Origin of the sequence: Kribbella albertanoniae (assembly GCF_004348455.1) — a bacterium.
Classification (GTDB): domain Bacteria; phylum Actinomycetota; class Actinomycetes; order Propionibacteriales; family Kribbellaceae; genus Kribbella; species Kribbella albertanoniae.
This window is the reverse complement of the sequence record NZ_SMKA01000004.1, coordinates 1-24380: the sequence shown is the minus strand read 5'-3', so window position 1 is coordinate 24380 and position 24380 is coordinate 1. Positions and strand designations below refer to the sequence as shown.

21 protein-coding genes and 1 tRNA gene are annotated in these 24380 nt (G+C 64.2%); 6 read left to right on the top strand and 16 right to left on the bottom strand.

Going from position 1 to position 24380, the window contains the following annotated elements; all coding sequences use genetic code 11:
• Positions 1–39 precede the first annotated feature (39 nt).
• Positions 40–133, bottom strand: a tRNA-Thr gene (locus E1261_RS45050).
• A gap of 152 nt (positions 134–285) precedes the next feature.
• On the opposite strand from E1261_RS45050, the gene E1261_RS02100 reads away from it, so the two are divergent.
• Positions 286–1038, top strand: a complete 753-nt coding sequence (locus tag E1261_RS02100) for a hypothetical protein (RefSeq protein ID WP_132400888.1) — start codon at positions 286–288, stop codon at positions 1036–1038.
• A gap of 553 nt (positions 1039–1591) precedes the next feature.
• On the opposite strand, the gene E1261_RS02095 is transcribed toward E1261_RS02100, so the two are convergent.
• The 4 genes from E1261_RS02095 to E1261_RS02080 form a co-directional block, all read right to left on the bottom strand.
• Entirely contained in the window at positions 1592–2485 is an 894-nt protein-coding gene (locus E1261_RS02095) for a hypothetical protein (RefSeq protein ID WP_165952319.1), read from the bottom strand.
• Between the two features lie 137 nt (positions 2486–2622).
• The gene (locus E1261_RS02090; protein ID WP_132400882.1) at positions 2623–3111 is read right to left on the bottom strand and encodes a PPC domain-containing DNA-binding protein; all 489 of its coding nucleotides are present in this window, start codon (positions 3109–3111) and stop codon (positions 2623–2625) included.
• A complete protein-coding gene (locus tag E1261_RS02085; protein ID WP_132400879.1) occupies positions 3098–4537 on the bottom strand; it encodes a helix-turn-helix domain-containing protein in 1440 nt (479 codons plus the stop codon). The genes E1261_RS02090 and E1261_RS02085 overlap by 14 nt, the downstream gene beginning before the upstream one ends.
• Positions 4530–4883: a hypothetical protein gene (locus E1261_RS02080; protein WP_132400876.1), complete on the bottom strand. Its 354-nt coding sequence runs from the start codon at positions 4881–4883 to the stop codon at positions 4530–4532. The genes E1261_RS02085 and E1261_RS02080 overlap by 8 nt, the downstream gene beginning before the upstream one ends.
• A gap of 128 nt (positions 4884–5011) precedes the next feature.
• Between E1261_RS02080 and E1261_RS02075 the strand changes: the two genes are divergently transcribed.
• Both E1261_RS02075 and E1261_RS02070 read left to right on the top strand, forming a co-directional pair.
• A complete protein-coding gene (locus tag E1261_RS02075; RefSeq protein WP_132400873.1) occupies positions 5012–5755 on the top strand; it encodes a helix-turn-helix domain-containing protein in 744 nt (247 codons plus the stop codon).
• The gene (locus E1261_RS02070; protein WP_132400870.1) at positions 5755–6231 is read left to right on the top strand and encodes an NUDIX hydrolase; all 477 of its coding nucleotides are present in this window, start codon (positions 5755–5757) and stop codon (positions 6229–6231) included. Before E1261_RS02075 ends, E1261_RS02070 begins: the two co-directional genes overlap by 1 nt.
• On the opposite strand, the gene E1261_RS02065 is transcribed toward E1261_RS02070, so the two are convergent.
• Both E1261_RS02065 and E1261_RS02060 read right to left on the bottom strand, forming a co-directional pair.
• Positions 6228–6770 carry an HD domain-containing protein gene (locus tag E1261_RS02065; RefSeq protein WP_132400867.1) on the bottom strand — a complete coding sequence of 181 codons (543 nt, stop codon included), beginning with the start codon at positions 6768–6770 and terminating at the stop codon, positions 6228–6230. The genes E1261_RS02070 and E1261_RS02065 overlap by 4 nt on opposite strands.
• An 87-nt stretch (positions 6771–6857) precedes the next feature.
• Positions 6858–7499 (bottom strand): XRE family transcriptional regulator, encoded by a 642-nt coding sequence (locus E1261_RS02060; RefSeq protein ID WP_238175951.1) that lies wholly within the window; start codon positions 7497–7499, stop codon positions 6858–6860.
• A 225-nt stretch (positions 7500–7724) separates the two neighbouring features.
• On the opposite strand from E1261_RS02060, the gene E1261_RS02055 reads away from it, so the two are divergent.
• Positions 7725–7904: a hypothetical protein gene (locus E1261_RS02055; protein WP_132400862.1), complete on the top strand. Its 180-nt coding sequence runs from the start codon at positions 7725–7727 to the stop codon at positions 7902–7904.
• A 91-nt stretch (positions 7905–7995) separates the two neighbouring features.
• Complete coding sequence (locus E1261_RS02050) at positions 7996–8280, top strand: hypothetical protein (protein WP_132400859.1); 285 nt, start codon at positions 7996–7998, stop codon at positions 8278–8280.
• Positions 8281–8665: 385 nt separating this feature from the next.
• On the opposite strand, the gene E1261_RS02045 is transcribed toward E1261_RS02050, so the two are convergent.
• The 5 genes from E1261_RS02045 to E1261_RS02025 all read right to left on the bottom strand — a co-directional run bounded on the left by E1261_RS02045 (position 8666) and on the right by E1261_RS02025 (position 11353).
• Positions 8666–8875 carry a helix-turn-helix transcriptional regulator gene (locus tag E1261_RS02045; RefSeq protein WP_238175950.1) on the bottom strand — a complete coding sequence of 70 codons (210 nt, stop codon included), beginning with the start codon at positions 8873–8875 and terminating at the stop codon, positions 8666–8668.
• Positions 8862–9068, bottom strand: a complete 207-nt coding sequence (locus tag E1261_RS02040; RefSeq protein ID WP_132400856.1) for a hypothetical protein — start codon at positions 9066–9068, stop codon at positions 8862–8864. Before E1261_RS02040 ends, E1261_RS02045 begins: the two co-directional genes overlap by 14 nt.
• 134 nt (positions 9069–9202) lie before the next feature.
• Entirely contained in the window at positions 9203–9724 is a 522-nt protein-coding gene (locus E1261_RS02035; protein WP_132400853.1) for an ImmA/IrrE family metallo-endopeptidase, read from the bottom strand.
• Positions 9721–11031: a hypothetical protein gene (locus E1261_RS02030; RefSeq protein WP_132400850.1), complete on the bottom strand. Its 1311-nt coding sequence runs from the start codon at positions 11029–11031 to the stop codon at positions 9721–9723. Before E1261_RS02030 ends, E1261_RS02035 begins: the two co-directional genes overlap by 4 nt.
• Positions 11015–11353 (bottom strand): hypothetical protein, encoded by a 339-nt coding sequence (locus tag E1261_RS02025; protein ID WP_132400847.1) that lies wholly within the window; start codon positions 11351–11353, stop codon positions 11015–11017. Before E1261_RS02025 ends, E1261_RS02030 begins: the two co-directional genes overlap by 17 nt.
• 245 nt (positions 11354–11598) lie before the next feature.
• On the opposite strand from E1261_RS02025, the gene mobF reads away from it, so the two are divergent.
• Complete coding sequence (gene mobF, locus E1261_RS02020) at positions 11599–15222, top strand: MobF family relaxase (RefSeq protein WP_165952318.1); 3624 nt, start codon at positions 11599–11601, stop codon at positions 15220–15222.
• Between the two features lie 305 nt (positions 15223–15527).
• Here mobF and E1261_RS02015 read toward each other — a convergent pair whose 3' ends face one another.
• The 4 genes from E1261_RS02015 to E1261_RS02000 form a co-directional block, all read right to left on the bottom strand.
• On the bottom strand, positions 15528–16307 hold the full coding sequence (locus E1261_RS02015; protein ID WP_132400841.1) for a hypothetical protein: 780 nt from the start codon (positions 16305–16307) through the stop codon (positions 15528–15530).
• 92 nt (positions 16308–16399) lie between these two features.
• Entirely contained in the window at positions 16400–16984 is a 585-nt protein-coding gene (locus E1261_RS02010) for a hypothetical protein (RefSeq protein WP_132400838.1), read from the bottom strand.
• A gap of 6 nt (positions 16985–16990) precedes the next feature.
• A complete protein-coding gene (locus E1261_RS02005; RefSeq protein WP_238175949.1) occupies positions 16991–23518 on the bottom strand; it encodes an RHS repeat-associated core domain-containing protein in 6528 nt (2175 codons plus the stop codon).
• Positions 23519–23871: 353 nt separating this feature from the next.
• The gene (locus tag E1261_RS02000; protein ID WP_132400832.1) at positions 23872–24234 is read right to left on the bottom strand and encodes a hypothetical protein; all 363 of its coding nucleotides are present in this window, start codon (positions 24232–24234) and stop codon (positions 23872–23874) included.
• Between the last annotated feature and the right edge of the window lie 146 nt (positions 24235–24380).

The following is a 24380-nucleotide window of genomic DNA, read 5'->3' as shown; positions in this document are numbered from 1 at the left end:
CTCTGACTTCGGCGTTTTGCCTGGTCAGAGGGCCTTTCGTGGAGCCGCCTGTCGGAATCGAACCGACGACCTTCTCATTACGAGTGCCGCCAAAAGGGTCTACAGCCGTTCCAGCAGTTCGCGATCAGGCGGCGCAGTCAGCCCAACGATCCACCGCCGTCTGCATCTGTCCATACGGCTGCTAGCAGACCTGTTAGCAGCCGTATGGACACCGTGTCCCCGTTGATGATTCCCCGACACGGCCGCACGGATGAATCTGTCAGGGGGTGAGTCGATACTTGCTCAATGCCGCCACCAGATTTCTGGACCACGAGCGCTCAGACAATGCCCGTACTGGCGCTGGCTCTCGTCGTCGAGGCAAGAGTTATCATTCGCGGCTGGATTCCTGGCCGCGACCGGTTCTTCAAGAGCCTCCAAGGTTTCCTATGGTCCTTCTCGCTGCTGTCTTATGCGTTCGCTGTACCCGCCTGTTTCCGCGCCTTGGCCGAAGAGGCGGTCTGGTCTGGCTGGCCCTTAGTGATCGAGCTAGGCATCCAGGTTGGGATCACAACGCTCGTCGTTGCTCCAGCACTCGAACTGCTCGTACGAGCGAACGCGCGAACCGTAGCGCGGATGTCGCCCAGCAACCTCAAGATCCATTGGTTAGCTGCGCTCTCGCGCATCCAGTTCACGCCGAAGGTACGTCGGCTCCGGAGGAAGATGCGGCCACTCCATGAGTGGTGTACGACGACGCTAGCGAAGTTCGACACCTGGGAAGCAGCGCTCCTTCAACGAGAGGAGTCCCAGATCCGCGAGGTTCAACTCAACAAGATTCGCGAGCTACGGCCAATCATTTCGAAGCTCAACGAACAAGCATCGGGCCGAATGAGGGAGTTGGACGAAACGGTCAAGACCTTCCAGACCAACATGTCCGACTACCGCAGCAGGCGTCTAGTGCTCCTCGCAGCGGCGGAACGTTCGCTGGAAAGCTGGGCGATGGCGCAGAAGGCCGTACCGACCGGTGAACTACTAGACGCAACGCCGCCTTCGTCACACTGATATCCCGCATCCCCCGCGCCTACGCAGCCAGCACACCAGGGCCAGTTGACACCCTCTCAGCCGCTAATCCTTGGAGCCTCCCTCGCCCGATAGATCTGCTGCTTTCTTGGCCTCGAGCGCGTTGCCTGCTTCGACAACCTCCGCGCGAGTACGTTGCCACGGCGGCTGCCGATCAAGCGAAGCGCACAGCTTGTACTCGATCCGTCTTCGACAATCCGCTCCATGGCCGAAGGGACGCCTCATAGCACCGTCCCCCATTCTGGTTCCATTGTCATCCACCTCCACAGAAAGAGGCTCTGACACCGGGTCACTGATCGCCCCAGCCGGATCCGGCACAGGTCCAACATGGCCCATGTTCTGACTCGGTCACGACTTTGCCATTCGTGATGCGGGTCTGCGCGAGTGGCCAGCCTTTGTCTCGGCAGGTTCGGCACGGCTGGCGGCTCGCACCAGTCCTTCTTCGTCGGATCGGAGACGTGGTCGATGGTCACGTGTTCGCCGAACCACACGCAGATTCGGCGTGGCGGCTGCTCGGTACCTGGCGCGCTCCCCGTCATAAACATGGTCCCGGTTGGTCCTCGATACTGACCGCGGTCGGCGAGGCTCCTCGTGACCGCTCTCGACGATGCGATTGATAGTCGCTGAGCGGCCGCGTGAGGAGGAGAGCGTCGTGCAGACGTTGCAGGCCATCGGGCGCCTGCGCCAGGACCGCGGGAGTTTGGTCGCTTGGGAGCTCCACTGCTTGGACACGGCGAAACGAGCCTGCCAGCTCCGGGAGGCACTCGGACAGGATGCGTCGTGCCTGCCGCCTATCTGTGACTAGGACGACGACGGTGTCCGTCAGCGTACGGACACCTAACATCGTTGCCTGTTGACCCGATAGTGGCATGTTGCAGAGGGGAATGCCGACCCAGCGGCCGCCGCTCAGTCTGCTGAGGCGCTCGATGGCCAAAGCGTCCATTGGGTCGTTGACCAGGATGGGCGTGGCTTCGCCGTCCAGGAGGTCTAGTTGCTCGGCCAGGCCGAGCAGGCTGGATGAGCGCGTATGGATGAGGGTGTCGAGGGTCGCGGTGTAGTACGGCGACTTGTCGCCCTCTCGAACGCCGACGAATCCGGTGATCTGCAGGCGATAGTTCCTTGCTGGCAGCATCAATTGGTTCCGGAATCGATCGACGGTTCGACCGTCGGCGTCCAAGAGACACAGGCCGGCGTCGCGAACCGTTGCCAAGTCGAAGCCGCGGGATCGGAGATGGTTCGTGAGGCGCGCTCGACTGTCGGGGGCGTACCCCACCGACCAGTGCGAGCCGGGATCAAGCAACTCCCTGACGCCAGCGGACTCAAGGTGCTGACGCGCCGACGCGTGCTTGTCTCGCAATAGCTCTCGCCGGTAGAACCGTGCGGCGGCGCCGTGAACCTCGATCAGCCGTTCCCGCCTCGATTCCTCCAAGCGGGCAGTTTCCCTTACTGAGTTGGCCTCTGAGGCCTTTCTCCATGCTTCCAGGTGATCCACAGCCTCGACGTTCGAGGCCGAGGCTTTCCTTCAGAACCCGGATTTGTCAGTCCAGGACTCCTGGAATACCGGCGCTACTGGTTCGGACGAGGTGAAACCTCTGTGGATCCGAAGTTCAACAGCGGTACGTCGTAGAGGTCGGGGTTTCGCTGGCGGGAGAACTGCGGTCCCGATACCTCGACAACGTACATCTCCGCAAGGAACTGGATCTTGGCGCCGAGCAGATGGCTGGTGTGGGCAGCGGCGGACTGGGCCTTCAAGCCCACGGATACGTGGATGTGCGGGAGCACGGTCGCAGACTCCTCGTCGTACGCCAGTGTCCCGCCGCCGACGGCTTCGACGTTCTCGAGGTGTACGGAGCTCCAGACGGGGGCGTCGGGGTTCTCGAGCTTTTCGCAGGTGCCGACGAGTTGGACTTCACGCATGCCTGCGATGAACATCGGGATGAAGCCCTGTCGTACGTCGTGCTCGGCGCAGAACTCGGCCAGAGCCGTGTAGAAGTCGTCGCCGTGATCGAAGTGGACCGCGAAGGTCCGGCCCATGGTCAGTTCAGCGGCGCGCAAAGTCTTCTCCCTCGAGGACGTCGATGTAGGACACAAAACTGATGGCTGTGTTCAGCCCGCGGGTCGACAGTAGGCGGCTGCGCGGGTGACAGACGTCGTCGACACCCACGGTTGCAAGCTCTGTGCACCTTCGCCGGAACCATCCCCACGGCACCTGCAGGTGGTCAGCCAACGCTTCCAGTCGTCCGGCTGGGGTCGTCTGAGGCAGCGACGATTCGCCGCTCACCTGCCCGGCAAGCTCCCGATAGGTAACCAGGCGGGACGCTGGGGCGCTGGCCTCGACGCACCACAAGCCCGGACTGCCCAGCCAGTTGGCGACGACCGCTTGGCCTGCCAGTACGAAGCCTTCCACCTCAGCATGCTCGGGCTCCACGCTGAGTTCCACCTTGATACCGAAGCCCTCCATCAGTGCCATCGCGAGCAGGAGCAAGACTCGCTCGTAGCCTGGAGAGGCCTGGACCTCGCTCTCCGGGATACAGAACCCGCGACGCAGAGTCGTGAACCTTCGCGACGTACGCCGCAGGTAGTCAAACTTGTGCGACCACAGCAACCAGGCCGCCGCCTCCTCGCCCCGCTGCTCACGCGTCCAAAACAGCGGCTCCTCGCCTAGCTGGTCCAGGTTGCGCAGGATGTGCCGCGAGCAGAATTGTGAACCCAGCCACTGGCCGGCCACCGGGTTCAGGAGCGGCACCTCCTCGACATCACCACGTGAGACCGACCGACTCTCCTGATCGGTGACATACGCCTGACTTCGCTCAAGGTGGCCGTCATCAGCAAGCAACGACGAATCGGCATTGGTCGTCGCCCAGATGACGCCGAGGGTCAGATCGTCGACGACGTTCGCAGCAGACACTGCCTGCGGACCAATACCTCGCCCGGCTCGGTCCATGAATCGACGGCCATCGGCGACGTAACTACGTCGATCACGATCGACAGCCACCACCAGGGATCGTCGGTCGGGCCGAACCAGTCCCGCCAACATCTCCTCGCTAGGTTCGACCAAGAAGAGTTCGCTGCCTTGCCGGTTCGCGGTGGTGTAGTGCGCAGAGAGGTCGGCGCCGAAGTACGACCGTCCACCCGGCACCCTTACGCACTCGACCGGCCCCGACGCGCTCCTCGTCCCGGCGAGCGCCAGCAGGTCGACGGACGCGGGCGCTGATGGCCGCGGCCCCGACCGGGGATTCTGGAATCCGAGCTCCTCGGGCGTCCGCACTCCGAGAACCTCGCAGAATGCGCTCCGCAGGGGCTCCCGAGGCCATTGGTACCACCCGCGCTCGTAATCCGAGATCACCTTCGACGAGATCTCCGCGACCTGGCCGGTAGCACGGTAGATCGATGCGTTGAGCTTTTCGGCCAGGACCTCCTGCGACAGCGGCCCGCGAGCGTTGCGGAGCACCTTGTTGGGTTTCCGCCCACGGTCACCCACGATCAGCACCCGTTGGAGTCGGCAGCTCGTAGCCATCTCGTCGTACGACGTCTCGGCGGTCGACCCCGATGTACGCCGAAGCCAGCGGGCGATCGCCGGCCCGATCCGTCAGCCTGATACGCACGCTGGGCACGAAGCCGCGGGGAGCTGCCCGCCGTCGCCCAACGACGATCAGTCGGCCACCGCGGAGGCGGCCGGTCTGCTCGTGGATCCACCTCTCGGCGATGCTGCGCACGGTCGGCTTCGGTGCCCGGCTGAACACACCCAAGCCGGATGCCACGGTCACCCACTCGCCGCCTCTACCGCGCGTGGCAATCTCGAACGCGTACATCTTCGTGCCTCGCATGTCACCCTCCTCGGGCTCGTGCAGGCAGGATGCATCAGAACCGCCGGACAGCGACACGGCACCGGCCGACATCTCCGGGATGTCTCGGTTGGCCTCAAAATGTCCCGAAATGTCTTAGGTTAGGTCTCGTGCCTAACGAACGACTGCGAGCAGCGATGGTGGAGCAAGGCCTCACCCATCATGCCCTCGCGGAGGAGCTTGGTGTCAACGTCAAGACCATTGAACGGTGGGTCGTTGGCGACTATCTCCCATTCGCGCGGAACAGGCACGCCGTGGCGGCTCGTCTCGGTCGCGACGAGTCCTATCTGTGGCCCGACGCGCTCCCCCGCGACAAGGCGGCCGCGATCTCCGAGAGCGAGATCGTCAAGGTCTACCCACGACGATCCGACGTACCCGCCGACGAATGGCGCCATCTCTTCCAATCAGGCACCGAAGAGATCGGGATCCTCGTCTACGCCGGCCTCTTCCTGGCCGAGGACGCCGGCCTCCAGCGCATCCTCCGGAAGCAGGCCAAGGCCGGCGCCCGCGTCCGGATCCTGATCGGCGATCCCGATGACGCGAGCGTTGCAAGCCGGGGCCGGGAAGAAGGCATCGGCGATGCGGTGGCCGCCAAGATTCGTAACGCAGTCGCCCTGTACGGCGATCTTTCGCGCACCGCCGGCGTCGAGTTCAGGATCCACAGGACCGTCTTGTACAACTCGATCTACCGCGCTGACGACCGTCTGTTCGTCAACACCCACGTGTACGGCCTTCCAGCCGCTCAGGCCCCGGTGTGGCACCTACGGAAGATTCCGGGCGGCGAACTCGCAGGGCACTACCTCGAGAGCTTCGAACGGGTTTGGACCGATGCGACGCCGATGACGGAGGACTAATGCCGAAACGCATCGACTACTACGACGACCCGAACGCGCCCACGGTCAACAGCATGGTCCCGTCAGTCAACGTGGTGATCGAGAACGACGAAGGTGACATCCTGCTCATCGAGCGCTCAGACAACGGTAACTGGGCCCTCCCGGGCGGAGGCATCGACCTAGGCGAGTCGATGTCGCAGGCCGGCGTCCGCGAAACCAAGGAAGAGACCGGCGTCGACTGCGAGATCGTCGACGTGATCGGCATCTACACCGACCCGAAACACGTCATCCTCTACACCAGCAACGGCGAGGCCCGCCAAGAGTTCTCGATCCTACTTCGTGCACGCGCCACCGGCGGAGACCTGACCACGAGCAGCGAGAGCACCCAGGTCCACTGGGTTCCGCGATCCAAGCTCGCGGACCTTCAGATGGACCGCTCGATGCGCCGCCGAATCGAGCACTACCTCACACCCGGCGAGACCATCTACTTCGACTAGCGATGCAACCGCCTTTGCACGTTGAGGGCTGCTCTCCGCAGCGAGGGCGCGGAGCGAACCACCGACCTGTGCACGACGTGTTCGCTCGAGTACCTCATCAGGATCTCGCTCAGCCGTTCCTCGACGCTGACCTGGCAACCATCCGGATCCGTCGTCAGATCGCAGTACGTCAACGCCTCGAGCAGCTCGGCATCCGGCAACCGAAACTCATCGGCCAGCTCAGAGATGCCACGCTCATCGGCCTCAACAAGAGCGCCGCTGTGATGCGCAACCAGGCGGCACACCATGTCGTCGGCCACCACCACATCTCGCAGGTACCGCGCACCATCCAGCGGATGAAAACCAGTCGACCGCAGCACTGGTGAGTATCCAATGTCGTGAAGCCATGCAGCCACCTCGACCACTCGGGCTCGCTCCCCCAGGGTGTCTCGCAGCCCCTCAGCCCGAGCTCCGACTCCTTGTGTGTGCGCCCAGCGCCGCGGCAGATACTCCCGGAGCAATCGCCCGGCCAAGGCCGTCGCTTCCTCGACATCGATCATCATTCGACAGTACGACGTACCGGCCGGACATCAGAACCACATCTGCCGAAATCTCCGGGCAGCCAGTTGTCGGGAGATGTCCGACGATCAGCCGCTCGCACTCACGTTTTCCCGAGAAGCCGACCAGATCATCTCGAAGCTGTTCACGTAGGTGCCGAACATCTCTCCATGTTCGGAGCGGCGGTAGTGATAGACCGGCGACTCCGAGTCCGACACGCCATATGCACGCTGGTTGACGAGCAACTGGTCATCCGAGATGTAGATCGAGTTGTACATGCCTGCGTCGTCGTGCAACCTCAACTCGACGATCCCAGCCTGCATCAAGGGATGCAGACGCCTCAAGGAGCTTGAGGATCCCGGTTGCTCCGACGCAAGCACGACCCGCACTCGGGCACCGCCTTCACTCTTGGCCGCAAGGAGCTGGACGACCTCGGCGTCCTGGAGCAGCAGATCCGAAGCGCTGGCAAGCAAAGCGATGTCCGTTCTACCCGCAGCGAAGAATGCCAGCCAGTCCGATCGAGTGATACCGGAGCGCCTCGGGTACACCGCAGCCAGATCCGACGGCTTGCCGGCGCCGGGCAGCGTTGCATCGAGCCGCGGCCACAGCACTTCAGCCTCGACACCCAACGCAGCAGCCAGCGCGATACGACTACCCGGGTGAGGCACCTGACCTCGCATCCAGTTCCGAACCGTCTTCGGATCGACGGAGAGTTCGACCGACAGGTCCACCTCGGTGAAGCCTGCGTCGTACATCGCGCGCCGGAGCACCTCGTTCACTCGAATCGAACCCTTACTCATGGGTAGATGTCGGTAAATGTCTGATAGGACAGTAGCACGAAATGTCCGTAAATGTCTGAGGACAGGGTTCTGCTGTCCGGCCTGTCGCCGACAGGCTTGGGACACGCTCGGCAGTGCCGTCGAGCGACCAACCAAGCCGATGGAGGGGTGCCGAAGATGCACGAGGCAACTGCATCGGAGCAGCAGCGGGTTCGCGTCTGGTTCGGAGAGTTCGCCATCGTCGATCGGTCGACGACATCCGCGGACGCTCAGGCGTTCGCGACGGCCATGAGGCGTCGCTTCGCGAGCCTGCCGGTCACCATCGATGCAGCCAACGACGAACGGAACAGACTGTGAACATCGCATTCCATGTGCTGCTGGCCATCGCGACCGCCAGCACAGCCGTCATGCTCGTCGATGTCATCTACGATCTCGGCCGAGGCCGTAGATGATGCGGCGCGGCGAGCTCTACCAGTTCCGCGATCCCTCAGGCGCAGGTGGAACAGGCGTGGTCGCCCTGCTCGTCGAGTTTCCACCGAACCATGATGGCCGGCAGTGGGTCGCTGTCAGCTGGCTTGGGCCGCACCCCTGGATCGCCTTCTGGCCGAGCATCGGCGATCTGCTCGAAGTGCATGCGCATCTCGGTGCTGCAGACATCCGCTGGCTGGATCCCGACCCCTTCGACCCGGACGAGATCCCCGTCGCCGACCCCACTCGCTTGCAGCGAACCTGATCCGGCGTGGCTGACGTGTCGAGAAGCGGTCTCCGCGTCGGTCACGCCTTCCAACTCCACCACGCGCCTCACCGTGCGGTGGAGATCACGGGGAACCAGGGTTCCTGCCGCCGTCTCCCCTGTCGGTGGCAGGAACCCTTGCCCCAAAGTTGAATCGCTCAGCCCGATCGGACCAACGTGACAGCACGAAACCTCACCAGCAGGCGTCTGCGCTTCCAGATCCGCCACGTCCTCCGCTGGCCTTGGGAGCGCGGCTACGCGAGCGGCTGGGACGACGGGTTAGGAGAAGCATTGCGGCGCCTCGACGACCTACTCGAGTCGCAGAATGGGCCAGCGATCGACAGAGATCGCTTGTACCTATTAGCAATGCAGTTCCGCAGAGAAGCTACTCCCAGCTCTCCTTGGGATCATGGTCGCTCAGACCCGCGAACCAGGCGATGACTTCGCTCGCGCGGTAACGAACGTGGCGACCCACGCGCCTGCCCGGTGGGCCGTAGCCATACGTTCGCCAGCGGTACAAGGTGCGCTTCGGAACCTTCAGGTAAGCCGCGACCTGATCGATGTCCCACAGCGGATCGGCGTCAGACATCGTCATCGCGCAGCTCCGTCCTGGGACTTCGATTCATCAGGCGGGTGCGCTCGGCCTTGACCACCCGCCGTACCTCCCTCTGCGAGACCCCAAGGATCTCCGCAGCAGCTTCGGCCGATCCGCAGGCCTTCGTCAGTCGGGCGATCTCTGACTGGCACAGCAACTCAGTCGCGGCGATGCGCTCATCATGGCGTTCCATCGCTTGAGCTTTCGCTTCGCTGGCCCGTACGACGTTGCCCTGCGCCGCAACCGCGCTGGCGGTCGCGGCCTCGATCCTCGCCTGCCGTTCTCGAGCACGCCGCAGAGCAGCGGCTCTCTCGCTGGCGCCCACCGTCACAACACCGGGCCGTCATGGTCGGATGGCAGGAAGGGCGGCTCAGCTGGGCCCGATCGTGCCGGCTGCATGTGGTCACGCAGGTACCTGTGCACTTGGACGCTGACCTGTCTGGTCGCCGGGACGAGCTGTTCGGAGATTGTCCCGACCAGATCTTCCGGTGCATGCGGTGCGACCCGCATCGCCCAGCTCGCGATGTAGTGAAGCAACGAATCATCAGGCCTGATCCCGTGATCAGCCAGCATGGCGTATGCGAAGAGCTCAGCCTCAATCTCGCGGATACCGCGATCCTGTAATGAGAGATTCGTGTGGAGGTACACGTGCCCAACCTCGTGAGCTAATCGGGCAAGCGCATCTGCCGGATTGAGACGATCGGAGATCACAACCTTCTTCGTGCCGTAGTCACAGTAGGCAGACGCGGTAGCCTCCATCGATCGCACGACAACGCGGAATCCTTTGAGCTGTGCCTGATGCCTCAACGCAACCCACAGGCGGCGCGTCTTTTCCGACTCCTTGCTCATGGCAACCTCCCTTGATCTTGGACGTCCAGAAGCTCTGGCAGCTCGAAATCCGGCGCTGGTTTACGCAGAGGCTGACCGTGGCTAGGGCGGCGCTCCAGTGATGTGCCCGCCAGCCGACGAGCAACGTCGGAAGCGACCGACAGATGATCGGCACTCCATGCCAGGCACGCCGTCAATGCGGCGAAGAACTCCGGGCGAGTGGTTCGCAGCCACCGCCCTTGAAGCAGCTTGGTGTTGTTCGGTTTGTTCAAGTACCTCGGATCCTGCTTACTGACGTCTTGTCGTGGAACGAACAAGCGCCCCTGGCTCACCAAGACTGCAGCCGCGCGCTGCTGCCGCCGTGCTACCTGCTCCGCAGACCAAACGATCTCGTCGACGACCTCCAGGACCCGCACAGCAGTCGCGTGATCCGGCACCAGCACATCAGGTTCGAGTAGCCGGCCTTCCGGACGCACGAACTGATCCAAGGCAGCTCTCAGATCCAGGAACATCACCTCGCTCGGCGTACCGGTGTGCCCGTCCAGATCGGAGAGTCGTCGTCTCCAGGACTCCGCGGTGCGCAGGGCTCCTGCCTCGGCTGATCGCACGGCCTGCTTGAGTACGCCGAGCTCCAGGCGTCGTACGGCGCTCAGCTCAGCCTGAGAGGATGCGAGCAGGTGGCATGCCAAATGCCAGACGTATCCGCAGACGCATCGGATCTGCGCTGTTGTAGATCGCAGATCGCGGGTTAGCAGTGATTCCACAGCGATGTCGTCGTCGGCGCGTTCCCAGCGCGAGGCGCGCCGTGGCAACATCGAGAGCTCGTCGTCGGAGCTGACAGGTCCGCCAGCTGAGAGCAACCCGAGCTCCCCCAGTCCGCTGCTGGGCTCGCCGTGTCTGGCGAGTTTCTCGAGCTCTCCACTGGCCAGTTCCGCCAAACGCCGCTCGGGTGTCCGACTTCGGGTATGGCCGATGACACAGTCAGCGCCGGTCAGAGCGATGGCCGCGACTTCTGCTCGCGCAGCCCGAAGGCGCCAAGGATCATCAAGGAGGCTGGCGTTCGATGCGTCCTGGAGTGCCAGAAGATCGCTGCCAGCGCCGATCGCTTGAGCTAAGCGCCCCAGCGGGCGATCAGACTGTACGGCGGGCTCGTCGTACAGGTCAGCCGCGCGGAATCGATGCCGCAGCCAGCGGAGATGGACCGCAGACGCCGCGACCACGGCCCTCCAGTCGTCTACGGCCTCAGACCGATTCTTGTATCGACTCTGTGCCGCTTCGACCGCGGACCGGCGAGCGGCGCGCAAGAGGTCCTCATACGTCGTGCGCATCGCGCACCATCCGGATGTCCGTGGCCGCAGTACGAAGTGCATCGCCAAGCGCCAGCCGCCAACTGACTTCCTCGAGGGAGACCTCCAGCACGTCTGCGAGTCCGGCCGCCTCCTCGATGAGCGCGACGGGATCCGCCTCAAGGTCGCCCTCGTAGATTCCGTACGGCGCGATTCCGAGCAGAGCGCATAGCCGGTAGCGACCGAACGCTGTCATCGCCCACCGGCCATCCAGTGTGGTCGACTCCATCGCCTCGACGATCGCCTCGGCGCGCGTGACCAGGTCAACGAGACGTCGTCGTACCGGATCATCGTGTGTGTTCATCTGCGTCCTTCCGTTGGAGTCCTGAGTGCCGCCTTCAGGACTGGCCGATGGGTTCACCGCCACTCAACGGATGCCGAGGACAACTTTTTGCCCTTCGCGGCAAGGGCAAGCACCGTCACACATCTGGCACGCAAGGAGCAGGCCTTGCCTGCACGGCAGGAATCAGAGGTACGGCGCTTGCGCCGTTGAGTGGTTATGACGCGAACCCGACAACGTCCTGCAGGCCGTTCACAGGGCGGCTCCGGATGCTGACGATCCATCGACTGACAGCTGGAGACGGCTACAAATACCTCTTGCAGCACATCGCGTCCGGCGACCTCGACCGCAGGATGGCAACCCCTCTGACGGCCTACTACACGTCCACCGGATACCCACCTGGCCGGTGGATCGGAAGCGGCTTACCCGGCCTCGGCGACGGCCTGCTCCTGCCCGGAACCGAGGTGACAGAAGACTCGATGGCAGCTCTGTTCGGCCGCGGCGAGGACCCGCTCAACGGTCGAATTCTCGGGCGCCCGTATCCGACATATCCGTCCCCGTCCGAGCGGATTCGAGCTGAGATCCGCCGCCTCTCACCAAGCCTGGATGACGTGCAGCGACAAGCCGCTATTGCGCAGATCCGCAAGACCGAGATGCGTAAGAAGACGAAACATGCCGTGGCCGGCTTCGACTTCACGTTCTCCCCCGTCAAGTCGGTATCAGCCCTCTGGGCGACGACCGATGTCGGCGTCCAGGAGCAGATCGTCGCCGCCCATCACGAGGCCGTCCACGACGTAGTCACCTTGATCGAACAGCACGCAGCCTTCACCCGGTCCGGCGAACACGGCATCGCGCAACTCGACATCCGCGGCGTCATCGCGGCAACGTTCGACCACTGGGACACGCGGAGTGGCGACCCACAACTTCACACACATGTGGTCGTCGCCAACCGCGTTCAGGGCCGCGAGGACGGCGTCTGGCGGACGCTCGACAGCCGCGTACTCCATCGCGCGACTGTAGCGATGTCCGAGATCCACAACGTCCTCCTGGCCGACAATCTGACCCGCCGACTCGGCGTCGGATGGGAGCTGCGCGAGCGCGGATCCAGTCGGAATCCAGCCTTCGAGATCGACGTGATCCCAGACGAACTGATCAACGAGTTCTCAGCCAGAACGGAGCAAATCGAGGCCAACCTCGCCACCCTGCTCGAACAACGGAGCGACCGGTCCCACCCGCCCAGCCGCCGCGAGATGTACGTCCTCAGACAGCAGGCAACACTCCTGAACCGGCCACCGAAGCACCAGGCGCGACCGCTCGCAGCCATGATGGCCGAGTGGAAGAACCGCGCGCATCGAGCCGTCGGTGCCGACGTCCTGGCCACGATTCAGCAGTCTCTCGAACACCAAGGTGAGCGACCACTCGCCGCCGCAGATCTCAGCCCGGAGACGATCGACGCGTACGGCGCGGCCACCGTTCTGACCCTCCAGAACAAGCGCGCCACATGGACCCGCTGGAACCTGATGGCCGAGGCAGCCCGCCAAACCCGGCTACTTCGGTTGATCTCGTCGACTGATCGCTTCGACGTACTCCAGGCAATTGTCGAGCGCGCCGAACAGCACTCCATCAGTCTCACCGCACCAGAGCTGGTCGCCGTCCCGATAGCTCGCGCCAGCGGCGAGAGCGTCTTCACCATCCACAATGGCCAGATCTACACCTCACCCGTCATCCTCGGCGCCGAGGCCGTGCTCCTCGATCTGGCACGTGACGCAGCCGGCCCGAAGATCAGCTATCGACTCGTCCAGGCAGACAACCTGAGCGCCGATAAGGTCCGGGCACTTCACCGCATCGCCACCAGCGGACAGAAGGTCGAAGCTCTCCGCGGACCAGCCGGAACCGGCAAGACAAGCCTCCTGTCCGCCCTGAGCTCCACATGGCAGAGAGCCCACGGCGAAGGCTCGATCATCGCCCTAGCTCCGTCATCAGCCGCCTCCACCATCCTCTCGGACGCCATCGGAGCTCCAACCGAGAACATCGCCAAATGGATCTACGAATCCGCCGGCCTCGGCGCTGAGATCCGCCGACAACGCATCCAAGAAACCGAGCACGCCGCCCACCTCGCCCACCGCAGTCGGCGCCGACTCCGCCACCATTCCCTCATCACGCAGCTGGCCGGCCTCCGCGCCGAAGACGACCGATGGACCTTCCACAAGAACCAACTCGTCATCATCGACGAAGCCTCCATGGCCGGCACCATGGAACTCGCCACCCTCGCCCGCGCAACCGATGCGGCTGGAGCAAAACTCCTTCTCATCGGCGACGACGCCCAACTCGGAGCGGCCGACACCGGCGGCGCCTTCCGCCTCGTCGCCAACGACACCGACGCCGCTGAACTCAGCGATGTCTGGCGTTTCACCAACCCTTGGGAACGCGATGCCAGTCTCGCCCTCCGCGCCGGCCACTTCGATGTCATCGACGCGTATGACGAGCACGATCGCCTGGCAGCCGGCCCCGCAGACGAAATGGAAGACGCCGCTTACCAAGCCTGGCGAGCCGACATCCATACCGGCAAAATCAGCCTCCTCATCGCCGCCGACAACGCCACCGTCGCCCGCCTCAACGCCCGAGCCCGCCTGGACCGCATCACCACCGGCGAAGTCGAACCCGACGGTGTCGAACTCCACGACGGCACCGCCGTAGGCCTCGGCGACCACATCGTCACCCGCCTCAACAACCGCCGCCTCCGCTACGGCCAAACCGGCTTCGTCCAAAACGGCGACCACTGGACCGTCATCCACCGCTGGCCCGACGGCTCCCTCACCGTCCAAAACCACAACAACGACACCGTCACCCTCCCCACCACCTACGTCCAAGAATCCGTAGAACTCGCCTACGCCACCACAGCCCACCGAGCCCAAGGCGCCACAGTCGACACCGCCCACCTAGTAGTCACCGACCACCTCACCCGAGCCCTCCTCTACGTAGGCCTAACCCGCGGCCGCCACTCCAACCACGCCTACATCACCACCCACCAACCCACCCCAGACCTCCACGAACCCCAGCTCGAGCAAACGATGCAGGACGTCCTGGAAGCCGTCCTCGACAACCCCGGCGTAGAACTCTCCGCCCACGAAGTCATGCGTCAAGAGCTAGACAACGCCACCCGCCTCGACCGCCTAGTCCCCATCCACGAACACCTCTGCCAACTAGACGCCCGCACCCGCTACGCGGGTGCCATCGCCACCAGCGGATTGGACTCTGCCGACCAGGCCGCACTTCAGGCATCTGCGGCGTATGGCGCCTTGACCGCGGCGCTGCGACGTGCCGAGAGCGTCGGTTTCAACGTCGCAGACTTCCTTCGCATGGCCGTCAACCAGGCGCCCCTGACGGATGCGCATGACCTGGCCGCAGTCCTCCACACCAGGGCGCTGCGCCTACTCCACAGATCCGCTCGCCAGACAGGTCGCCAGCCGATCCTGATCGCCGGGATGGTCAGTCCGGCTCGTCAGACCAGCGACCCCCTGTTGGTTGCACCGCTCCGCGAGATCGAGAACCAAATCGTGCAACGCGTTGATTGGCTGACAGAGCAGGCGATTCACGAGGCGCCTCCCTGGTACCAAGCCTTCGACCGTTTCGTCTCTGACCAATCCGCCTCACAGCGCACCGAATGGCTTCGCCAGATCGTGGCCTATCGCGAGCGGTACGGCATCCACACTGCCGACCCACTTGGTGAACCTCCGCAGCCAACCGCTGCCGCCCAGTACGCCGCCTACAGCCGCCTCACCACCGCACTCCACCTCGCTCCCCCCGAGTCCGGCCAGGGGTTCGCGATCCAGCACCATGACGGCGCCGGAGTCGATGACCCTGCTGCGAGTCCGCCGCTCACGCGGGGCTGAGGCGGGAGGTTGCACCCCAGTTCTTGCCTGGCTGGAGCGTGCCGGATGGATTTCCAGCGCCTGGGAGAACATCGATCCTCATGACGCTGGCCGTCCTCGACGCCGGTATTACCAACTGACGCCAGGGGCGAGCAGGCCGCCCGTGCGGAGCCCGGCCAGTTCGCGACAATGCCGGCGCCACCAACGACCCCTTCAGCTCCCGGGCTACCTCCTCGTCCTGCCTGGGGCGGGCATGAATATTGTTCTTTGGATCCTCGGCGCTGTGGGCGCAGGCCCCACAGCGAAACCCTTCCGCTCTGGAACCGCTACGCCCAGCCCGGCGGGAATCGCCGCTTCCTGGCGTTCAGACCAGCGAGCGTGCCATCTTGCACCGAAACATCGCCGATCACGATCAGCTCATCAAGCTGAGTCTCGGCGAAAGGCAGCAGGCTCGGGATGTTCCGGCAATCTTCCAGCGCCAGGCTCCGCAGTTGCGAGAAAGCGGGGTCTGGGCTTGTTCCCAGATCTGTAGGGACGACATTGTCCAGCCAGAGTTCGCGGAGTCCGGCGACCTGTCGCAGGCCTTCAATAGTGCCGCGACGGATCCCGCTAGCAATCCATAGGTCGCGCACCCGGACTGACGGCAGACATGTATGCCCCACGCCGGTCAGCCTCAACTTCTCCAGACTCATCCCCGCGACCGGCACCTCCTTAGGAGGGGAGTCCAGCACGACCTTGGTTAGCCGAGGGCCTGCCAGCAGTGCCCGGACTCGCTCCGACCATCCAAGACCCACTTCCTCGAGTCCAGGTATCGGAGCCTCCACCCCTTTGCGAATCTTTCCGGTATTCAACGTCACGTTGCGGAGAGCTGGCAAACGCTCCAGGACAGAGACATCTCGGATTTGGCCGTTGGTGACGATGAGGTGCGTGAGGGTGCCTTGAGCTGGTTCGAGGAAGTCAAGAGAGTCTTCAGCATGGCCGCTATCGAATTCGTCAACCTGTATCGCCCGGACGCCGACTGGGATCTCGGGCCGATACGTGACACGGTACCTGACGCCATCGATCTTTCTATATTCCGGTACGAAAGTGCCGAACATTCGTCGCATGACAATCCCTAGAAACTCTTGCGGAAACACCCACGGTGCACAGGCCGAGCAATAGCATGGCGCTAGCCTCAAGGCAGCCGGTGACGGGATGTTTACCCTTTGACCAGCGCTATCGCACCGAGGGAGAACCAAACCAAGATGACGACGATTTCAACAACTGTCGGCCGCCGCAAAGACCTGCTCGGCTCCTCGCTAGTTGGCGTCGGTGTTTCAGGTATGGCGGCAGTCGCCAATGCTGTGGACGAGTCGGAGGCATCCCGGACTGCCATGGCCAGAGATTTTTCCAAGCCGATGCAGATGTAGGATTTGCCGGCTGCAATGACTCGCAGGTAGGTCTTCGACTCGTCCACGGCCGTGATGGTTTCTTTCGGGATGCTCGTTGTCAGCAATGGATTCTTGATGACCACCTCTTCATCCGACACTTCCACGCATGGGTACCAGAGCAGCGCCAGAACCAGACCAGAAACAACTGCCAGCACCCACGAGAAGACTGCGGCATCTTGAGACGTAATGCGATCCGCAGGCGGCACATCAAGCGGCACACCGCGAAGCATTAACGGATCACTCAGGAGCCAGCCGACCGCGAAGATGCCGATCAGCCCGGCACCCCAAAAACGGTTGGTCTTGTTACGAAAGACGGTCGGCTCCGCTCCGGAGGTGTTCATGGTGAGGTTCATCAACCTTTAATCGATGTACTGGGCGCGGCTGCGCCGCGGCTTCTTCTTCCAATTGACTGCCTGTGCGGCGCTCATGTAGCCACCGGTCATTGCCTGGTGCACGTAGTACATTCCCCGGCGTGGTGTGGTCGGCCTGCCGTTGAACCCTCGTACCCTCCGCAGCCAGCGCGATCGCCACTTCCCGATCCGCATGTGCTTGGCGTACCGGACGCCTCGCTCGCCGTACATCTTACCGATGCCCTTGCCTACGACGCCGCCTCCCAGGGCCCACAGCGAGCCGACGCCCCATGCCTTCAGGAACCTCCTGCTTTTGAAGGTGCCGGTTTTCGCGCGGGCGGAGAGACCGGCTGCGACAACTCCGGCGGCCAGGCAGGCGCCGGCCGAGACGACGATGCAGGCGCCGAACGCAGCGACGGTGGCGACCCTGGCGACGTTCTTCCAGTTGAGCCACTTGGGCCTCTTCCACTGGCCGTCGAGGTCGGAGCTGTTGATCGGGTCGGCCGGGTAGATGTAGGCGTTGGCGTTGCCGCCCGCGACCGGATCCAGCGAGGTGAAGAGCCCGGTCGCTGCGTTGTAGAGGCGAACCCCCATCAGGACCAGGCCTGCGCCTGAGGTTGCTCGCTGCTTGGCGCCTACCCATCCGTAGTTGACAGTGCCGGTGTGGTTGGCATTGGCTGCGGCCGCGTTGCCGTACTCGTCATAGCCGTTCCAGCCGCCGATCGAGGTTGCCGCTGTGCCTGCGGCGGGCAACTCGACAGAGGTGACCACGTCGCCGTGAGGATTGGCGATCGTGAGGTCGGCGGCGCCCGTCTGGTCCACGGTGAGGTTGAGGTCGTCACCGATGAGTTCAGCGTAGCGGGTGGTGACGCTGCCCTGGGTTACCCAGGTGGGGTTGTCGGAGCTGTCTGCATAGTGACGGACTGTCTGCTTGGTGCCGGTTGCGTCAGTGACTGATTCTGTGGAGCGTCGGTCAGCCGCATCCAAGGTGAACGACGTCGTGGTACCGCCCTGGCTGATGGACTCTGGCAGGTCATTGTCGTAGTAGGACAGGGTTATGTCGCCGTCGGTCGGATGTGGAGCATCCGCGGCTGGCAGATTCGTGGTGCGGCCCAGGGCGTCGTAGCTGTAGGTTCCGATGCCGTTGGCACCGGTGGTTGGGCGGTCTGCGGTATCGAAGGCATGAGTGACTGTCGTGGCGCCTGTCGTGGTGCAGGCGCCGTCAGTTGCAGCTGGGGCGGTGGCCTTTGTGAGGCGATTGTCGTTGCGGTCGAAGCCGTAGCTGCGGGTGATGCAAGACGGTATTTCGGACGGGTCTGTGACGTCGATGCCGGTGGCCGCGGCAGTGCGGTCGCGGACCTGGGTCAGGCGGCCGGCGTTGTCGTAGGTGTAGGCACGGTCGTAGGGGATGGCATCGCCCGGGGCATCGCCGGCTGGGCCGGTGAACGCAGCGCCGTCGGGGGTCCACTCGCGGACGACACGGCCATCGACATCGTTTTCGATTGACCAGGACAGCCAGGGGCCGTTCGGGTCAACGGTGGTCGAACCGTCCGCGTTCAGCGAGGTGACCTGCCCGGTGTAGCGTCGGCCGCCCGCTTCGCCTGCGTTGTCGATGTCGTTGTACTGCGTGATGCCGCCCGGCAGCTTCTGGATCGTCTGGGCACCGTCGGCGTCGTAAGCGCCCACCGATGTCCAAGTGGATCCGGCCGTCGTGACCTCGACCTTGGTCGGCAGGCCGCGGTGCTCAGAGTTGCCGACGGCATCAGTGCCGTCGTAGGTGTAAGTGGTGGAGCCGTTGGCGTCGGTAACCGTCTTGGTTCGGCCTGCTGCGTCGTAAACCGTAGTGGAGGCAGTTTCGCCGGATGGCTGGTATGTGGTCTGCCGGCCCCAGGTGTCATAGCCAGTCGTGACGGTGCCGACGGTTTCACCGCTCGAGTTCTTCGCGGTCGTCAGGATCGCCTGCCCAGTGGCTGTGTCGTAGGTCGGGATCTTTTCCGTGATCGCCTTCGACCCAGTCAGGCCGTCGACGGTCGTCTTGGTGGAGGCGGTGCGGCCGTCGAGGAGGAACGACGTGGTGCTGGTGCGTGTTACCGGCCCTGAGGTTTCGGTGACGGTCTTCGGCGCGAGCAGGTAGGTAAACGCACTCGTCGTGGTGGAGGGCAGGGTCGGCGTCGATCCTGCGGCAGAGTTCGGCTGGGCAGCCGGATACGTCTTGCAGACCAGCCCGGCCCATTGTGGCTTTCCTCCACACTCGGCGAACTGACTGTTGGCGACCGTGGTGTAGTAGACGGTTTTCGTCGTACCGGCATCAGAACCATTTGAGGCCGGTTGCCGGGTCTCGACGACACGACCCTCCGCGTCGTACCGCGTGGTCTTGGCAATGTCGCCGGCACTGTTGATGCCGTCGAGATCTAGATCAGCGATGGTCTTGCTCGGCCGGCTCTGTGCCCAGCCGTCGGTATCGCCAGCGATGGGCGCTGCGTAGTCAGTAAGGGTTCGGCCTGTGATCTCGAGGTCGGTGCCCGTACCGGGGTCGTGGGCATAGGAGGTTTCGCTGGTGGCCAGCCGGTAGGGCAGCGATGTGTCGGGGTTGATGCCCGCGTTTGGCGCGTCCTGGTCGTAGGTGGTGCGGGAGTGCGGGCGGATCCAGGTGACAGTGCCGTCCTTCAGGGCGGCATAGCGCGCAGGGCCATAGGCGTCGGTAACCATGGAGCCTGCAGGTGTGATGGTGTCGCCGGCGGCGTTCTTGATGTCGGCGTTGTAGACCGTCAGCGAAGCCAGTTGATCGACCGACGCACCGGGCGGCATGGACCCGTCGATCACCGACCGCAGGGCGCGTTCGTCGAGTGCTCGGACGATGTTGCCCTCCTCGTTGTAGTCGGTCGAGGTGTACTGCCAGTCTCCGGCGCCGTACTGGGACGTGTTGACGGTGTAGTTGGCGGCGTCGGTGTATTGAAGGTCGGCGTACTGCCAGTCGTCAGTAGTTGGTGTGCCGGAGATTAGGCGGTCAGGCCCGAAGACCGCATAACCGTTGGCCGGGCTGCTTTTCTGGTTCCAGCGTGCGACCGAGGTTGCCGACAGGTCGGGGAGGCCCGGGCCGGACAACGGCACGTCGTAGACGAACTTCCCGAGAGTCGCAGTACCGCCCGTCGGGTCGCCGGCAGGGCGGTCACGCTTGACGGAGTCAAGCTTCTGGCGCTGGTCGACGGTGAGATAGTTCAGCTGGTACGCGATCTGGCCGGCGGGCTTCACCGAGATGAGATCGTTGCCTTCGTTGTAGCCGTACTCCGTGGACAGGTTCGACCGCGGGTCGGTGACCCTGATCAGGCGCCCCAGCGTGTCGTAGCTATAGGTAGAGACCTTGATGGAGTCCATCCCGGCGCCACCGGACTTGTCCGGATTGTAGATGTCCAGCCACGCCTCGCCGATCCGGACCATGGACGAACCGACGGTGTCGTAGGCAAGCCGGAGCGCCCGGCAACCAGGGTTCAGACCCGTCAGGGGCGCCGATGGGTTGAAGGCGCCACAGGTGACACCGGGCGGCGCGGGTGCGATCACCCGGGCCACCCGCCCGGTCCCGTCGTAGGAAAAGGTCGTCTTGCCAGCAATCCCTGGCTCGGCAATCCCGGCCGGGCGGAACTGGGCGTCGGCGTTGGCCGTCGGCGCGGCGGGGAGCGTCCAGGTCGTGATGGTGCCGTCGTCCTCGGTGTAGGACAGCAGTGTCGACGCACCCGAACCGGACACGGTCAGGCGTGACCCGTCGAGTTGCGTGTCCTCATCCACCGGAACCCAGTTGCCGGTCGCGAAAGCGGCCGTGGTGCGACGCTGGGCGTTGGGCGTCTCGAAGACCAGCGTCGTTCCGTCACCGTCCATCAAAACGAGAGTGCCGTCGGTCCTGGTGGAGTCGACCACCTGCATGCCGGCAGCGCCAGCGTCGGCGCCGTCGAACTGTGTGCTCCAGCCATCACCGAAGAGGTTCTCGAGCGGAGTTCGCGGCGTCTCGTACGTCATGTGTGACCGCGAGATCGACAGGTCACCGGTGTAGCCAGGGACCGAGATGTCGGTCGCCGACATGTTGAACTCACCTGTAGACAAGGCGACCTGGCCTGGTCCTGCCTCGGCCGTCGGATAGCCGTTGCCGAAGGCATGCGGTACACGCTGGATAGTGGTGTCGGGAGTTTGCGACCAGGTGCACTGTTCAGTTGAGCCGTACTTGAAGCAGACCTGGATGTCGAGCTTCACCGGGACCCGTTCGTTCAGCACAGTCGGCTGCACGCCAGCCGCGTCAGGGTCGGAGTCCAGGTTCGCGTCCGAGGTCGCTTTCTTCGTGTCCCACAGCGTGTTGACCGTGACACCACCCGTGCCGTTGTCGGTCACCGGCAGGTCGGTGGCGTCCTCATTCCAGCCCACCAGGTCGTCGGCACCGCCGTACCCGGAGATGCGCCACTTGACCCGCGCCGAGACGTTTGAGGCGGTCCCCTTGGGCGGGCCGGCAGCGGTGACCCGGATGTTGTCTGCGGTCGTGATGCGCGGATCGGCGGTCGGTGACGTGAGCGCCGTGCCGCCCCAGCCGAAAGCGTGGGTCTTGTTCGGCGTCGAGAACCGTCCGGCCGGGGTCTCGGCCTGGGTCACGATCGTGTGCAGACCCGCTTTGTCCTTCGGGAAGGTCACGTCCCACTTCGCGACCGTCGGGTCGCTAGATGGTGTGATCTTGATCTGGCCTTCCGCTCCCCCGGCGGGGTTAGCGGCCGGACGCTTGCCATCGATGATCACGCGCAAGTAGCCGGGGGCGTTGTAGCCGGTGCCGGTCGCGGTGATCGTGCACTTGACGTCGACGGTCGGTGCGGTGTCCTGCCAAGTGTTGTTGCCGTGCGGCGCAGGGCAGGAAATGGCAGGTTGTGCCGGGGTCTGCGCACCGGTCCGCAGCCGCTGGTTGTAGCTCACCCACGGACCATCGAGTCGGCCGTCGTTGGCCTTGGCCCGGATGTACAGCAGCGTGTTGTCGGGCAGGTCGGTCGCCGGTCGGCAGCCGGCCGTCGTACCCGAGGCGTACACCGACGACGTACAGGTGCCCTTAACGCTCAGCGTCGAGCCCGAGCCGGTGTAGAACTCGAAGATGTACTTGACCGTGTTTCCGTCCGGGTCCGTGGCCTTGGTACGTACCCATGGTCGCAGGGACGCAGAATAGAGCGATGAGCTGGTTTCGCCAGGAGCGGCGTATGCGACGGCTTCACTGGGCTCGACCGTCGCGGGAGCGTTCGGCTTGCGGTTCCAGGTGAACGACACGAACGGATCGGTCGACGACTCCATCGACCTGAAGCGCTTCCAGTAACTGGCATCCGACTCACTGGCTGCCTTCAGCGCGACACCGACTGTGCCAGCCTGGGTCGTGGCCCAGTATTGCGCCAAGCTCGTCATCGGAATCCCGACCCGGCCGGCCACACAGGAACCCGAGAAGCCCTTTGCGAATGACGCCGTACCCGACAGGGTCGACGAGATCGTCGGCTGATTCGCCCACGTCGTCGAACTCGAGGCGACCCCAGCGCCGTACAGGTTCACCGCGGTCGGCGTACAGGTCGTCGCGCCGTCCTGATACAGCGACAACGTCGCCGACACAATGTCCTTGCCCTGGAACGGCCCCGTGCCGAAGTTGAAGAACGTCCGCTCCTGATGCGTCCCGTTCTTCCCCACCCGCAGATCCGTCGTCGACGACAAATCCGTGCCCACACTCGTCTGCACGAACGTGTCGAACGACGGCGACGCTGTCCCCGCCACGTACGTCGGATCGACCGTCACCGGGAACACCCGCGCCGGGTCCATGAACCACGCCTGGTCCGGCGCGACCACCAGCGTCGCCTTACCCGGCGACACGTGCTCCACCGACACGCTCACGACGGTCTTCGTGGCCGGCTCACCCGTCACCGGGTTCTTCGCCGCGTCCCACATGTAGGCCACCGGGATCCGGCCCCGGACGACGTTGCCCGCGTCAACGAACTCGATCACACCCGACTTCGCCGTACGGGCGGTCAAACCCTTCGTCCGCAACGGGAGCCGCCACACCGGCGCCGACTCCGGCCGCGACTTCACGACGAAGTCAGCCTCGAACCCGCTACGCCGGGCATCCAACGCCAAGTCCACACCAGGCTGGACATCCGCGTACGTCGCCTTCGTCCCGCCGACCGACGGTTCCGGCAGACCGAACGGTGCCAGCCACTCCATCAACCCACCGTTAGCCGAAGCAGCCGACGCGAACACCCCACCGGTCCCCGTCGTCCGCTTCCCCAGCCGCAACCCCAACTGATGTCCCTTGGGCGCGACCGTCCCGTCCGTGCCCTTGGCCAGTTCCAGGTTGACCGACCGCCACTGCCCTGACGCGTTCTTGAATCGGACCGGCGCCATGTGCGCCTCGGTCGTCATCGTGCCGTCCGGATTCGCCCAGGTCGTCGCCGTCTCGGTGCGCATCGACTCGACCTCGACCTTCGCGCCCTGCGACCGCGCAGTCACCACCGCAGACACCAGGTCCGGTCGAGATGCCACCTTCGTAGCAGGCGGCACCGGATCGGCCACAGGCACGGCCTGGGCCGGCTGCTCGGCTTCCAAGCCAGTCACCAGTAGCGAAAGAGCCACGAATGCTGCGACAACCCGCGGGAAACGCTGAACTCGGGCACGCTGAGAACGATCCAGGACATACATGGGCAGACCCACCTCACGCCGGCCGAGAGGGACAGCACCCGCGGAGGGACATCCGAAGGGCGGCCAGCAACCCCACCATCGCGAAGCGACCGCGCCACGTTACAGAAATTGCATCAAGCTGCAATCGCCCCTCCGTAACGCCATACCTGTTGCCCTACACAGACACCCACCCGACAGCAACTGCTGTGAGGGCTCGGCTACCCACGGTGGACGGTCCTGGTGCAACCAAGCATTGACGTCCAGTCCCTCAGGCGCCGCATCGCCAACGTCAGGTCGCGGTGGAATGCGACGGGATCGGTTGGCGCAGCGTCGTCTTGGTAGCAAGACTCCCAGAGCGTGCGGAGCGCGGAGAGTTCCTCGACCACGGCACCGTGAGCAGCCCAGCATGGCGGGACGACCTTGTGGTCGAGGTCGTACCGACTCGTCACCCAGTCGACCCAGTCTTTGAGCCGATCCAGCTCTTCGGCCGTGCTGCTTTCGTCAAGATCACGCCAGCAGATGACGTACGGGTCTGTTGCTGGGAGCCCGAAGGCGCGGCCGAGTTCATCGTCTCGGCTCATGGCAGGTCGGTAGCTCGGGCGATGCTGAGGCGGATGGCGTCGGCGTCGGCGCGGGCGGTCCAAGGGGTCATGTTGAGGAGGATGGGTGGGGCTGTGCGAGCTAGGAGGATGCCTGTGCCGAAGGGGAGGGTGCGGATGATGTCGGG

Coding starts and splice junctions, on each gene's coding strand:
- E1261_RS02100 (WP_132400888.1), top strand. CDS start 286: ATGCCGCCACCAGATTTCTGGACCACGAGCGCTCAGACAATGCCCGTA.
- E1261_RS02080 (WP_132400876.1), bottom strand. CDS start 4,883: ATGCGAGGCACGAAGATGTACGCGTTCGAGATTGCCACGCGCGGTAGA.
- E1261_RS02070 (WP_132400870.1), top strand. CDS start 5,755: ATGCCGAAACGCATCGACTACTACGACGACCCGAACGCGCCCACGGTC.
- E1261_RS02065 (WP_132400867.1), bottom strand. CDS start 6,770: ATGATCGATGTCGAGGAAGCGACGGCCTTGGCCGGGCGATTGCTCCGG.
- E1261_RS02055 (WP_132400862.1), top strand. CDS start 7,725: ATGCACGAGGCAACTGCATCGGAGCAGCAGCGGGTTCGCGTCTGGTTC.
- E1261_RS02050 (WP_132400859.1), top strand. CDS start 7,996: ATGATGCGGCGCGGCGAGCTCTACCAGTTCCGCGATCCCTCAGGCGCA.
- E1261_RS02045 (WP_238175950.1), bottom strand. CDS start 8,875: ATGACGATGTCTGACGCCGATCCGCTGTGGGACATCGATCAGGTCGCG.
- E1261_RS02040 (WP_132400856.1), bottom strand. CDS start 9,068: ATGGAACGCCATGATGAGCGCATCGCCGCGACTGAGTTGCTGTGCCAG.
- E1261_RS02035 (WP_132400853.1), bottom strand. CDS start 9,724: ATGAGCAAGGAGTCGGAAAAGACGCGCCGCCTGTGGGTTGCGTTGAGG.
- E1261_RS02030 (WP_132400850.1), bottom strand. CDS start 11,031: ATGCGCACGACGTATGAGGACCTCTTGCGCGCCGCTCGCCGGTCCGCG.
- E1261_RS02025 (WP_132400847.1), bottom strand. CDS start 11,353: ATGAACACACACGATGATCCGGTACGACGACGTCTCGTTGACCTGGTC.
- mobF (WP_165952318.1), top strand. CDS start 11,599: ATGCTGACGATCCATCGACTGACAGCTGGAGACGGCTACAAATACCTC.
- E1261_RS02015 (WP_132400841.1), bottom strand. CDS start 16,307: ATGCGACGAATGTTCGGCACTTTCGTACCGGAATATAGAAAGATCGAT.
- E1261_RS02010 (WP_132400838.1), bottom strand. CDS start 16,984: ATGAACCTCACCATGAACACCTCCGGAGCGGAGCCGACCGTCTTTCGT.
- E1261_RS02000 (WP_132400832.1), bottom strand. CDS start 24,234: ATGAGCCGAGACGATGAACTCGGCCGCGCCTTCGGGCTCCCAGCAACA.